General features: G+C 62.0%; 11 protein-coding genes. 9 read left to right on the top strand and 2 right to left on the bottom strand.

All coding sequences use genetic code 11. The features are described from left to right. The first annotated feature begins 20 nt into the window (after window positions 1–20). The 3 genes from J7E82_RS20955 to J7E82_RS02360 are packed head-to-tail and all read left to right on the top strand — an operon-like array spanning window position 21 to window position 1,689. Window positions 21–146 carry a hypothetical protein gene (locus tag J7E82_RS20955; RefSeq protein ID WP_285289680.1) on the top strand — a complete coding sequence of 42 codons (126 nt, stop codon included), beginning with the start codon at window positions 21–23 and terminating at the stop codon, window positions 144–146. Continuing rightward, on the top strand, window positions 147–1,169 hold the full coding sequence (locus tag J7E82_RS02355; RefSeq protein WP_251041332.1) for a hypothetical protein: 1,023 nt from the start codon (window positions 147–149) through the stop codon (window positions 1,167–1,169). Further along, the gene (locus J7E82_RS02360) at window positions 1,150–1,689 is read left to right on the top strand and encodes a hypothetical protein (RefSeq protein WP_214859962.1); all 540 of its coding nucleotides are present in this window, start codon (window positions 1,150–1,152) and stop codon (window positions 1,687–1,689) included. The genes J7E82_RS02355 and J7E82_RS02360 overlap by 20 nt, the downstream gene beginning before the upstream one ends. Before the next feature lie 44 nt (window positions 1,690–1,733). Here J7E82_RS02360 and J7E82_RS02365 read toward each other — a convergent pair whose 3' ends face one another. After that, complete coding sequence (locus J7E82_RS02365) at window positions 1,734–2,618, bottom strand: GerMN domain-containing protein (RefSeq protein ID WP_251041333.1); 885 nt, start codon at window positions 2,616–2,618, stop codon at window positions 1,734–1,736. 208 nt (window positions 2,619–2,826) lie between these two features. Continuing rightward, the gene (locus J7E82_RS02370) at window positions 2,827–3,381 is read right to left on the bottom strand and encodes an NAD(P)H-dependent oxidoreductase (protein WP_214859964.1); all 555 of its coding nucleotides are present in this window, start codon (window positions 3,379–3,381) and stop codon (window positions 2,827–2,829) included. Window positions 3,382–3,497: 116 nt separating this feature from the next. Here J7E82_RS02370 and J7E82_RS02375 point away from each other — a divergent pair, with 116 nt between their 5' ends. The 6 genes from J7E82_RS02375 to J7E82_RS02400 all read left to right on the top strand — a co-directional run bounded on the left by J7E82_RS02375 (window position 3,498) and on the right by J7E82_RS02400 (window position 11,638). Then, the gene (locus J7E82_RS02375; protein ID WP_308113555.1) at window positions 3,498–4,112 is read left to right on the top strand and encodes a helix-turn-helix domain-containing protein; all 615 of its coding nucleotides are present in this window, start codon (window positions 3,498–3,500) and stop codon (window positions 4,110–4,112) included. 352 nt (window positions 4,113–4,464) lie between these two features. Beyond that, window positions 4,465–5,448 (top strand): ABC transporter permease, encoded by a 984-nt coding sequence (locus J7E82_RS02380; RefSeq protein ID WP_214859968.1) that lies wholly within the window; start codon window positions 4,465–4,467, stop codon window positions 5,446–5,448. A gap of 2 nt (window positions 5,449–5,450) precedes the next feature. After that, window positions 5,451–6,431 carry an ABC transporter permease gene (locus J7E82_RS02385; protein WP_214859970.1) on the top strand — a complete coding sequence of 327 codons (981 nt, stop codon included), beginning with the start codon at window positions 5,451–5,453 and terminating at the stop codon, window positions 6,429–6,431. Further along, a complete protein-coding gene (locus tag J7E82_RS02390; RefSeq protein ID WP_214859971.1) occupies window positions 6,428–8,659 on the top strand; it encodes an ABC transporter ATP-binding protein in 2,232 nt (743 codons plus the stop codon). The genes J7E82_RS02385 and J7E82_RS02390 overlap by 4 nt, the downstream gene beginning before the upstream one ends. Before the next feature lie 50 nt (window positions 8,660–8,709). Continuing rightward, window positions 8,710–10,425: an ABC transporter family substrate-binding protein gene (locus tag J7E82_RS02395; protein ID WP_214859972.1), complete on the top strand. Its 1,716-nt coding sequence runs from the start codon at window positions 8,710–8,712 to the stop codon at window positions 10,423–10,425. 154 nt (window positions 10,426–10,579) lie between these two features. After that, window positions 10,580–11,638, top strand: a complete 1,059-nt coding sequence (locus J7E82_RS02400) for a Gfo/Idh/MocA family oxidoreductase (protein ID WP_214859973.1) — start codon at window positions 10,580–10,582, stop codon at window positions 11,636–11,638. The last annotated feature ends 157 nt before the right edge of the window (window positions 11,639–11,795 follow it).

Raw genomic sequence — 11,795 nt, forward strand, 5'->3', positions numbered from 1 at the left:
GAGCGCCTTCGGTTCTTCCAATGGCAACGCTCGACGACGACCTGCAGGCCAAGTCGGATGCTTCGGGTGCGCGGAAAAATGTCACAGGCAACTCGTACCTTGAAGTCATCGGAGTCCCCGGAGCGGGCCCTATCGCAGGAGGATGATTGGCAAGGCGAAGCGTGCAGTTCTGGCGGATCAGCCAGCTGAACGGGGATCAGCTCATTCGGCCATTTCCCGCGAGGCGGGTGGCTGAAGTGCTGGAATCAGCTGAGACCCAGGAAGTAGATCGGCACTTCACCTGCGCGGATGGGACAAGGCTTCTTGCTCATTCACGGGCAGCCCATCCCTATCCGGTCCTCCTGCTTGACCGTGTCAGGGACTCCAACCTGCCCAGTGTGGGAGACGCGGCGGGACACCGCAAGGCCCTTCCGCTCGCGCCGGGGGATCACCTGCTCGAGACCACGTACTTCGCTTTTCTCAAGCAGAACGTCGTTGCCGTTCTTACCAGCGGCAACGGCCCACGGGCCTCCCGGTTATCGGAATACCTGGACGGCATGTTGGGGCTGGACCTTGGGCTTGTTCCCGTCCTGCGTGAAGATGTCGAGGAGATACTTTCCCGGTTGGAGGTCAGCCGCTTCGAGTTTGCCCTTCCGGCGGAACGGCTGTCAGGAAAGCTCATGGATGGTGAATGGGCGGACGTCCTGGAGAGCGCCTCGCACCTGATGAAGGAAGGAACGTTCAGGATCTCCTTGAGCGTAGGGCGTACGGGCAAGGCTGAGGACAAGCAGCGGATCCGTGACCGCATTCAACAGCTCATCGACAGTTTCCGGAGGGCGGGATCCGTGGAGCAGTTCGATTACGTTGTGGCGGAGGGCAAGGATTCACGAACAGGGGATCGGGAGGTTGTTGACCTGCTCAAGGAGCGCTTTATCGCCCATGTCGATGTGAACGCAGACGTCCTCAATGACCCTTCCCGGTCTACTGCGGAGGCCATCACCATCCTCGGCCGGCAGGCTCGCGAGAACGAAGCCTTTTTCAGGCGGACCCTGCCGGACATCACGGGGTTACCGGATAATTCCTCAGTGCCGGAAACTGCAGAAACTCCGGAAATCACGGTCGCTGAAGGAGGCAAGGATGTTCGTCCCGAAGCAGGGATTGGAGCCTCGGATGACCTTGTACGACGTTAGCGTCGACTGGACCGGCCGGAGGAATCCCTATCGGTGGTTTCTGCTCCATTCCGGGTTTGACTATGCGTGGGCCACTCTGGTGCTGCTCCTCTGGCTAGGCGCCTCCACGCTCCTGCAACAGCCGCTCGTCGTGGAGGGGGTCGCTGAAAACGCCCGCAGGACCTTGTTCCAGACCCTGGCAACCCTCGCGGGCGCCACTGCCGGACTAACGCTCACCAGCGTATCCATGCTGGTAAATGTGCTGGGAAAGAAGGCGGCTCCGGGCCAGCGGGCACTGCCCCTGGAGCGGCTGACTGTGATACACCGTCGCCAGATCGGCGAAGTCTTCCTCTCAGTCCTTCCACGCCTGGGTGCCCTTCTCGTGATGTCGCTCGTGACCCTGGTGCTTGAGGGCGACGCCGCAACGGGCCGATGGCCACCCGAAGCAGCCACAATGATGCTGGCTGTTGCCTGCATACTCGGCTTGCTGCGCGTGGCCTGGGCGCTTCGCAGGCTGCTCGCCATCGCCACAGGCAGCTAAATCACCACGGGAGTCGCCTCGGGATTCACCACGGGACATAGTGTTCAGCGCAGGCTCAGCAGCTCGTCCAGGTTCCTTCCATCGACATAGATTTCGGCCCGGGAGGCTCCGGTTGCAGCCACCGCAGTCTGGGTCAGCTGGGCTTCAATCCGTGGATTATCGCAGATCCCGCCGGGCTGCAGCTGGCCGCTAAGATTCACCACCACCGTTGTTCCATGGAGGTATCCGGAGACGTAGTTCAGCGACGATGCCGAGAGAGCGTTGTAGAGGTCTGAGGTGGCAGGAGCCTGGCCGCCGGGAGAAAGGAGCTGCGCCAAGGCGATCGCTAAGGGTTCCCCAGCGGGGGTACCTGCTGCCCGGACCGCCACCAAGCTGTCATTGCAGCCGAACCGCATCCCCTGCCTGCCGCCGTCGTCCACGGCGACGTAGTAGACGGCGGGTCCCGTCCCGACAGCTGGCGCGGGATCCTGTCCCGAAGCCGTGGCGCGATCAGGACCTGTGGTCCCCGGAACACTGTCAGCAGCACCCCTCCCTGAACCGGTAAAGCCACTCGAGCCGTCTCCTGTGGCATCGCCGGCCTGGGTTGTTCCTGGTGGCGGAGGATCCTCCTGCACAGGCTCAACCGGCGTGTCGGAGGTTCCCGCATCGAGGCCACGGCCCGTGTCGCCATTGAGGGAGTCACTCCCGGGTTCCGAGGCGGCGGAAGTCCCGGCCGCAGTGTCCGGATCTACGTGCCCGGGCGTCCCGTTCGTCACAGCAGGAGCGGGGCGTGGGTTGGGGACAGGCTCGGCCACGGCTGTCTTTGGGGGGGCGGCGCTTTGAGTTGAGAGCTCCGACGGGGCCACACAGGATCCCAGGCACAACGCCAGGAACGCGACGGCGGCGGCCACCTCCGTCGTCATTCTCCGTGCGCCTGTTCCGCCATTCATGACAGCCCTGCTCCTTGTGATCCAACCTGCAGTTCAACGTTACGACCGGCTGGATAGGCGTGGAACCAGTAGCCGGTGACAGTTGTGCATCGGCTCCGTCACGGAATGGTGTCGGCCCTACCAACGGCAAAGGCCCCTGTTCCGCGAGGCGGAACAGGGGCCGAAAGAAGTCGGGGCGGAAAGGCAGCTTCCCCGCCTTGGAGGAAGCTTAGGCTGCAGCCTTGCTGGCCAGGGCGTCGAAAACGCCCTTGATCTGCTCCACGACCTCGGCGTCGTCCTTCGGGTGAACTTCCGCGAAACGGACCATGGAGCCGGGCACTGCGAGCTTGACGTCTTCCAGGACCTGGGCACCGGCGATTCCGACAGCCTTGCGCGCCTCATCATGGGCCCAGACACCGCCGAACTGGCCGAATGCTGTTCCGACGACGGCGGTCGGCTTGCCGGTCAGGGCGCCGGCGCCATAGGGGCGGGACAGCCAGTCGATGGCGTTCTTCAGGGATGCGGTCATTGTGCCGTTGTGCTCAGGGGTGACCAGCAGGAGGGTGTCGGCCTCGGCTGCAGCTGCGCGCAGGGCCGCGGCCTCGGCGGGAACCTGGCCTTCAACGTCTATGTCCTCGTTGTAGAACGGGATGCTGCCCAGCGAATCGTGGATGACAACGTCAACATCGCTCGGGGCGTTGAGCTGGATGGCCTCGGCCAACTTCTTGTTGTGGGAATCGGCGCGCAGGCTGCCGACCAGGGTAAGTACTGTGCTCTTCGACATGCTAACTCCTTGTTTTGGGCCGTGGCTTCGGCCAATGGTGGTGAGGCGGTTGGGGCCTTCACACATGCTAAACGGACTGCGGTCCGTTTTCTATTCCCCCGGCTAGAATGTTTCTTGTGAGCTTCATCCCACTGCATCCCGAAGCGCCCCTTGGTGCGCCTGCCGAGCGCAGCGATGCGGCACGCAATCGTGAGCGGCTACTTGTCGCAGCCCGGGAGCTCATCGCCGAGCATGGAGTGGACGCCTTGACCATGGACATGCTGGCGTGCCAGGCAGGGGTCGGCAAGGGAACAGTCTTCCGCCGTTTCGGAAGCCGGGCGGGCCTAATGATGACTTTGTTGAGCGAATCGGAGTCGGAGTTTCAGCAGAGGTTCATTTTTGGTCCGCCGCCGCTGGGGCCGGGAGCCCCTCCTTTGGAACGTCTTATCGCTTTCGGCAAGGGCCGCATTGAGTACGTCATGGAACACGGCGAGCTTGCCAGGGCCGCCGGCGCCACTGTCCACAACCGCTTTGATGTCCCGGCAGCCGAGCTGTGGCAACGTCATATCGACATGCTCCTGCGGCAATGCGGCCTCGAACTTGATACCTGGCTCATGGCTTTGTCCCTGAGTTCCACCCTGGATCCTGGCCGGCTGCTCTATACGGTCAAGGTTCAAGGCGTGAGCCCCGAACGGCTGGCTGAATCCTGGCGGCAACTTGTAACGCGCCTTGTAATATGCCCAAACCCCTGACCTGATCTCACTGTGACTCTCCCGGTAACAATTCCGCGACATGGAAGTTGATAACAATCTGGGGATGATAAGAGTCCTTGCACTGAATTCCCCATTTCACGCCCCAAACCTGTGGTATTTTCCAGAGGATGTGACCCCCGCCATAACCGTGCTCGGGGGTTATTTAGCAAATTCGGGGCAGGTATATCCTCCGGCCCCGGACCGCTTCGTTGCTAATGCTGGCCACAGCTGGGAGATAACGGAAGGACGTCGTTGACTGTTGGGAACCACAATGCGGATTAGCGTGGAAACGAAGATCCCCAAGCTTGGGGAACGTCGCGGATTTTTCGCCGATCGAAGCCGGTAATCGGCCATGCTGAAGTACCTTCTCAAACGGTCAGGTATCTACGCGGTCATGATTTTCCTGACCACCAGCGCAGGATACCTTCTGGCTGTTTCCACGCTTCAGCCTGCGCTTTTGGAGCAGGAAAGGATTCCCCGTCCTACACCGGAGCAGGTGACCAGTTCATTCAGGCTCCTTGGCCTGGATCCCACCAAGAGTCCGTGGGAGCGATACGTCGACTGGCTTCTGGCAATTGTGACGCGCTGGGACTGGGGTCGCAGCCCAAATGGCGCGTACATAAACTCAGAGTTCGGCGACCGGGTATGGATCTCCACCCGCCTCTTCCTGGCCTCCATCATCCTGACCCTCATTATCGGCGTCGCACTGGGTGTCTATTCCGCCGCCCGCCAATACTCACTCCAGGACCGCGCCATCACGTCCTACAGTTATCTCGTCTACATTGTGCCCGCGCCGATCGCGTACTTTCTGGTGCAGCTTGGCGCGATCAATATCAATGAGACCGTGGGAGAGCGGATATTCTTTGTGACGGGGATATCCACTCCCGGAATCGAAGGTGGCTGGGCGCAATTCGTGGACCTTCTTGCCCACTACGCGGTTCCGACGTTCGCCATTACGGTTGTTGGCTGGGGCACTTACCAGATCGCGCAGCGCCAATATCTCCTCGATAACGTTAATGCTGATTTCGTCAGGACAGCCCGTGCCAAGGGTTTGACCCGGAATCAGGCAATCGCGCGGCATGCATTGCGTGTGTCCTTTATCCCCGTGGCCCAGAGCATCGCGTTCACCATCCCGGCCATCTTTGCGGGCGGGTTCTTCGCGGAAAAGATCTTCGCCTGGCATGGCGTGGGTTCCTGGAGCATCGACGCGATCGCCCTCCAGGACGTTAACGCGGCCACCGCCACCCTCGCCTACGGTTCCATGATCTTCGCGCTCGGGGCGATCCTGGCCGACTTCGCCACAACCCTCGTCGACCCGCGTGTGAGGGTGCAGTAGCCATGACTAACCTGAACGCCATTGACCCCGCCGCGATAGCCGAAGAGGCGCGGATCGAGCACGACGACGCCGTCATCCCCAAATCCACGATCATCCTGCGCCGTTTCATGCGCAACAAGACAGCCGTGACGGGATTGGCCGTCTTTGTGCTTCTTACGGCGTTCTCGTTCGTTGGCGGCTTCTTCACTCCCTGGGACAAGGAAACGATCGACCCCTTCAATATCGGGAACCCACCATCGGCGGATCACTGGCTTGGCACGTCACAAGCGGGGATCGACCTCTACGCGCTGGTGGTGGAGGGGACTCGGATCTCGATTCTCATCGGCCTGGTGGTGGGCTTGGTCTCCGTCCTGGTCGCGGCGGTCTACGGCTGTGCGATGGCCTACTTCGGCGGCAAAGTAGACAAAGTCATGCTCTTCATCCTCGAAGCGCTGATCATGATGCCGGCCTTGCTCGTGGTGGCAGTGGCCACCAGCGGCGGGGGCAGCAGCCTCAAGCAGGACCTGCCCAGCTGGCTCCTGCTGACCGTCGTGCTGCTGGTCTTCAGCTGGATGGGCACGGCGCGTCTGATCCGTTCCCTCGCGATGTCCCTCATGCAGCGGGATTTTGTGAAGGCAGCAAGGTTCATGGGCGTACCGGCCAGGAGGATCGTCTGGCGCCATCTGGTGCCGAACATCGGCTCTCTCCTGGTGCTCGACATTACCCGGGGCGTGACCGGCGCCATCCTCGCCGAAGTCGCCTTCTCCTTCATTGGCATCGGCATCAAGGTGCCGGATGTCAGCCTCGGGGTGCTGATCGGCCAGGCCACATCACAGGTTTCCACGTTCCCGTGGATGTTCTGGGTTCCGCTGCTGGTCATGTTCCTGCTGACTGGTTCGCTCGCCATGATGAACGATGGCCTGCGCGACGCCTTCGACCCCAGCTCAAGTTCAGTGGGTGCAGCTCGTTCGATTGGTACCAGCAAAAAGAAGAAGAACCCATGAGTGCGGATGCATTCCGGACCAAGGCCTCCAGGAGCACTGCTGAACTGCTCCACGTTGCTGCGCCCTTCAGCAAGGATGCTCCGGTGTTGAGTGTCCGGGACCTGAATGTGCGCTTCAACAGCGAAAACGGCGTGGTGCATGCCGTCCGCGGCGTGGACTTCGACCTCATGCCCGGTAAGACCCTCGGGATCGTGGGGGAGTCGGGCTCGGGCAAGTCAGTCACTTCCCTCGCGGTCATGGGTTTGCTGCCGACGACGGCGGACATCACCGGTTCGATCCGGTTCAACGGCAAGGAGTTGCTGGGCCTGAGTGATAAAGCGATGTGCCATCATCGCGGCAACGACATCGCGATGATCTTCCAGGACCCCCTGTCATCCCTGACCCCGGTCTTCACTATAGGCGCGCAGATCATCGAAGCCCTTACGGTACACAACCCGGGCATGAGCAAGAAGGCGAAGGAGGCCCGCGCCGTCGAACTTCTCCGCGTGGTGGGAATTCCAAGCCCTAAGGAGCGACTTAAGGCTTTTCCGCACGAGTTCTCGGGCGGCATGCGCCAGAGGGTCATGATTGCCATTGCCATTGCCAACAACCCCCGCGTCCTGGTTGCGGACGAGCCGACGACGGCGCTGGACGCCACCATCCAGGCCCAGGTGCTCGAGGTCCTTCACAACGCGCAGGCGGAAACCGGGGCCGCCGTCGTCATGATCACCCATGATCTTGGTGTGGTGGCGGGGATGGCTGACGACATCATGGTGATGTACGCCGGCAGGCCTGTGGAGGCAGGGACGGCCGAAGACATCTACTACGCCCCCCGCATGCCCTACACCATGGGACTGTTGGGAGCTGTGCCACGCGTGGACGTGGCCGAGAAGTCTTCCCTGGTTCCCATTGAGGGGATGCCGCCCAGCCTGCTCCGAATCCCGACCGGCTGCTCATTCGCGCCTCGGTGTCCCCTGGCCAGCGAGGAATGCCTCGCCGGTGAGCCGGAACTTCTTGAGGTGTCCGCCGTCCCCGGCAGCGGCGGGCACAAGGCGGCCTGCGTCAAGGCGGACTCTTTCGACGACGACATCGACGTCCGCGCCCTGTTCTCAGCGCCACCCGTCCCTGTCTCCGAGTTCGACGGCGTGCCACGGGCGGAGCGGTCGAAGGTACTGGAACTGCGGAACGTCAGGAAGCACTTCCCGCTGCTCAAAGGTTCGCTGATCAAGCGCCAAGTAGGCACCGTCAAGGCGGTGGACGGGGTGAGCTTCGACATCCGGGAAGGCGAGTGCTTCTCGATTGTGGGCGAATCCGGCTCCGGGAAAACTACCACTCTGCTCGAGATCATGGAATTCCAGCCCGCGCACGACGGCGAAATTACCATCGCCGGGATCAGCAATAAGTCGGCCGGGGATGCGAAGGCCAGGAACGCCATGCGCAAGAAATTGCAAATGGTCTTCCAGGATCCTACTGGTGCCCTTGACCCGCGCTTCACAGTGTTCGAGGTCCTGGCCGAGCCCCTGGAAAATCTTGGCACGGGCAAGGCACAGATCCGGAGGCGGATCCTGGAGCTGATGAAGCTCGTTGGACTGCAACCGGATCACGTGAACAGATTCCCCAACCAGTTCTCCGGCGGGCAGCGCCAGAGGATCGGCATCGCCCGCGCCCTGGCTGTGAACCCAAGGCTCGTTGTGCTGGACGAACCGGTATCTGCGCTGGACGTCTCCGTCCAGGCCGGCGTGATTAACCTACTGGACCAACTCCGTGCTGAACTAGGCCTCAGCTACCTCCTGGTGGCCCACGACCTCTCCGTCGTACGGCATATTTCCAACCGGGTGGCCGTCATGTACCTGGGGAAGATCGTGGAGATTGGAGACGTCCAGCGGGTCTTTGGCCATCCCAGGCACCCCTACACGCGGGCGCTCCTCTCGGCGATTCCCGTGCCGGATCCGAAGGTGGAAAGAAGCCGCGAACGGATCATCCTTCATGGCGACCTGCCCACGCCCCTCGATGCGCCCAAAGGCTGCAATTTCGCAGGGCGCTGTCCCGTTTTCGCGGCGCTGCCTGCGGCCAAACAGGAAAAATGCCTCACGCTCGAACCGCCACTGTTCCCGGTGGTTCATCACGAAAGGGGAGCGAAATCGGAAACCGAGGCAGATTTGGAAAGCGTAGACCAACAGTTCGCCTGTTTCTTTCCTGACGGCCAACTCGATGCGGACATGCTGGTGGTGCATGAAGCTGGCGACTGAACTTTGAACCTTTACAAAGCGCTCCACTCGCAACTCATGAAGGGAAGACAATGAAACACCTGAAAAGGATCGGTGGCGTTGCGGCTGTGGCTGGAGCCCTGGTGCTCACCGGCTGCGGAGGCGGGACACCCAGTGGCCCGGAAACAGGCAAGGGCCAGGGTTCCGGCGGCGACATCTCCAAGCTGATCAGTGTCAACGCAAAGGACCCCAAGGACCTTGAACCCGGAGGCACGGTCACGTTGCCGCTCGGAAACCTCGGCCCGGACTTCAACATCTTTTCGAACACCGGCAACAGTACGGACAACCAGGCCCTGCACCGCCCCATCGACGGCGCGGCCACCTGGGGCTGCTGGAACTTCGACTATGACGGGACTCCGACGCCGAACAGGGACTTCTGCGAGGACGTCACCAGCGAAGTCAAGGACGGCAAACAGACCATCACGATCAAGGTGAACCCGAAGGCCACCTACAATGACGGCACCCCTATCGACGTCAAGGCCTTCGAGAACACCTGGAACATGCTCAAGGGTGAAGACCCTTCAATTAACATCGTGAGCCCTGGTGCCTACGAGTTCGTCGAGTCGGTAGAGGCTGGAGCCAACGACAAAGAAGTCATTGTCACCACGTCGCAGCCTGTCTACCCCCTGTCGTCGCTTTTCGCCGGCCTCGTGCATCCTGCAGTGAACACTCCGGAGATCTTCAACTCCTTCACTGGGGAGCTCCACCCCGAATGGATGGCCGGTCCTTTCAAAGTGGACCAGTATGACAGCGCAGGGAAGACGTTGACCCTGGTACCGAACGACAAGTGGTGGGGCGCCAAGCCGGTTCTCAGCAAGGTTGTCTTCCGCCAGTTGGAGACCAGTGCCCAGATAGCTGCGTTCAAGAACGGCGAAATTGACGGCATGTCCGCTAACACCATTGCGCTGTACAAGCAGTTGGACGGCACTAAGGACTCCGAGGTACGCAGGGGCCAGAGGCTCTTTTCCGGTGGGCTGAACCTCAACGCGCTCAAGGCACCACTGACCGACGTCGCCGTCCGCAAGGCGATTTTCACCGCGGTTGACCGCCCCGCCCTGCGCAATGTCCGCTTCCAGGGCCTGAACTGGGAAGAGGAGAATTCCGGTTCCTTGGTGCTCATGCCGTTCTCCAAGTACTACCAGGACAACTTCCCGGTCAAGGAAACGGGCGCCGAGGCCGCCAAGAAGGTACTGGCTGACGCCGGCTACACCGCCAACTCCTCCGGCATTATGGAGAAGGACGGGACCCCGGTTTCCTTCAAGATCACCAACTTTGGCGACGACCCGACGACACTGGCCACCGTCCAGACCCTACAGAAGCAGCTTCAGGCCGTCGGCATGGACGTGGGAATTGACCAGCGTGGATTGGCAGACTTCGGCAAGGTTGTTGGCGGTCGGGACTTCCAAGTGACGATTTCAGGCTTCGGCCTTGTCGTCAACGACGCAACAGACGGCGTCAAGCAGTTCTATGACTCTTCAACCAACCAGAACGAACTGGGGGACGCGGAGCTCGACGCTGAAATAAAGCGCCTCGGAAGCATCGAGGACGACGCCGAGCGGAATAAGGCGGCGATGGAGGTCGAGAAGAAGCATATGGAGAAGTACTACTCCATGGGGCCGTTGTTCAATGGACCGCAGATCTCGTTCGTCCGCACAGGCCTGGCCAACTACGGACCGTCCCTGTTCAAGAGCCTCTCCCAGGTTCCGGACTGGACCGCCATCGGCTGGGAAAAGGGCATAAAGAGGTAACGCCCCACACCGGCCCACCGCTGGAGGGTGGGCAAGTTGCAGGCGCCGAAGAAGTAGCGGCGCCGGAGCGAAAGAGAAAAACCCGAGCCAGGAAAACAGGGGCCGGCATCCTTCGGGGATGCCGGCCCTTTGGGCAGCTGGGTAGCGTAGGGGCATGACACCTTCCAGCGCTCCTGTCCGCACCGCCGTCGCAGGCTACGGCCTCTCGGGCAGTGTCTTTCATGCCCCGTTCATCGCCGCCAACACCGCCTACTCGCTGGACGTCATCGCCACCTCCGACGCCGGGCGACGTGCGGCCGCCTCAGCCCGCTATCCTGGCGTGCGTTGCGTGGATACTGCCCAGGACATCTTCGACCTCGCCGGCGAGCTTGACCTCGTGGTTCTTGGAACCCCGCCGGCCACCCACTACCCCCTGGCCAGGGCCGCGCTTGAGGCGGGACTCGACGTCGTCGTCGATAAGCCTTTTGCGGTGACCAGCGCCCAAGGCCAGGAGCTGGTGGATCTTGCGGAGCGGCTGGGCAGGGTCCTGACCGTGTACCAGAACCGCCGCTGGGACGCTGACGCACTGACGCTCAAGAAACTGCTCGACGGCGGGACGCTTGGCACCATCCTGCGGTTCGAGACCGGAATGGAGCGCTGGTCACCGGAGATCAGCAAGGCCTGGAAGGCGGGGGCGACGGCGGCCGACGGCGGGGGAGTGCTGTTCGATCTGGGGGCGCATGTCCTGGACCTGGCGCTGCTGTTCTTCGGCCCGGCCAGTGTGGCCTATGCCGAGATGGCGGCGCGCAGGCCGCAGGAGCAGGCCGATGACGACGTGTTCCTTGTCCTGCGGCACGACTCCGGGTTGCTTACCCATGTAACTCTGAACCTCACTAGTCAGCTTCAGGGGCCCAGGTTCCGAGTGCTAGGCAGTGACGGGGGCTTCGTGAAGTATGGCGTAGATCCGCAGGAGCCCTTCCTTGTCGGTGGCGGACTACCTACGGATGCCGCCTATGGGCTGGAGCGCACGGAGGCGTACGGGACGCTGGAGCGGAATAGAGAGCGCACCGCCGTGCCCAGTGAGCGGGGGGCGTACCAGGAGTTCTATCGGATCCTTGCAGAAAAAATCGCCGACGGCGGCACCTCCTCCGCGCTTCCCGTACCGGTGGACCCGGCTGGGCCAGTCGAGGTGCTCAAGCTGATGGAGGAGGCGCGGACGATGGCAAAGGCATGAGCAACGGCAGCCATCCTCCGCATGCTCGCTCGTGCCTCCCCACCGTCTCCCTGGCCTCGCAACTGCCGTTGCTCAGGTCGGTTTCAGTCCGCTAGGTGGTTAAGCGCTCACCAGGTTGTGCCAGTCGGCTACTAGCGGCAGGTTGTGCGCTTCGGAG

This window comes from Arthrobacter sp. ISL-30 (assembly GCF_018613855.1).
Lineage (GTDB): Bacteria > Actinomycetota > Actinomycetes > Actinomycetales > Micrococcaceae > Arthrobacter.

What these genes read in the sequence shown, in the direction of transcription:
- J7E82_RS20955 (WP_285289680.1), top strand. Translation starts at nt 21, where the DNA reads ATGGCAACGCTCGACGACGACCTGCAGGCCAAGTCGGATGCTTCGGGT.
- J7E82_RS02360 (WP_214859962.1), top strand. Translation starts at nt 1,150, where the DNA reads ATGACCTTGTACGACGTTAGCGTCGACTGGACCGGCCGGAGGAATCCC.
- J7E82_RS02365 (WP_251041333.1), bottom strand. Translation starts at nt 2,618, where the DNA reads ATGAATGGCGGAACAGGCGCACGGAGAATGACGACGGAGGTGGCCGCC.
- J7E82_RS02370 (WP_214859964.1), bottom strand. Translation starts at nt 3,381, where the DNA reads ATGTCGAAGAGCACAGTACTTACCCTGGTCGGCAGCCTGCGCGCCGAT.
- J7E82_RS02380 (WP_214859968.1), top strand. Translation starts at nt 4,465, where the DNA reads ATGCTGAAGTACCTTCTCAAACGGTCAGGTATCTACGCGGTCATGATT.
- J7E82_RS02385 (WP_214859970.1), top strand. Translation starts at nt 5,451, where the DNA reads ATGACTAACCTGAACGCCATTGACCCCGCCGCGATAGCCGAAGAGGCG.
- J7E82_RS02390 (WP_214859971.1), top strand. Translation starts at nt 6,428, where the DNA reads ATGAGTGCGGATGCATTCCGGACCAAGGCCTCCAGGAGCACTGCTGAA.
- J7E82_RS02395 (WP_214859972.1), top strand. Translation starts at nt 8,710, where the DNA reads ATGAAACACCTGAAAAGGATCGGTGGCGTTGCGGCTGTGGCTGGAGCC.
- J7E82_RS02400 (WP_214859973.1), top strand. Translation starts at nt 10,580, where the DNA reads ATGACACCTTCCAGCGCTCCTGTCCGCACCGCCGTCGCAGGCTACGGC.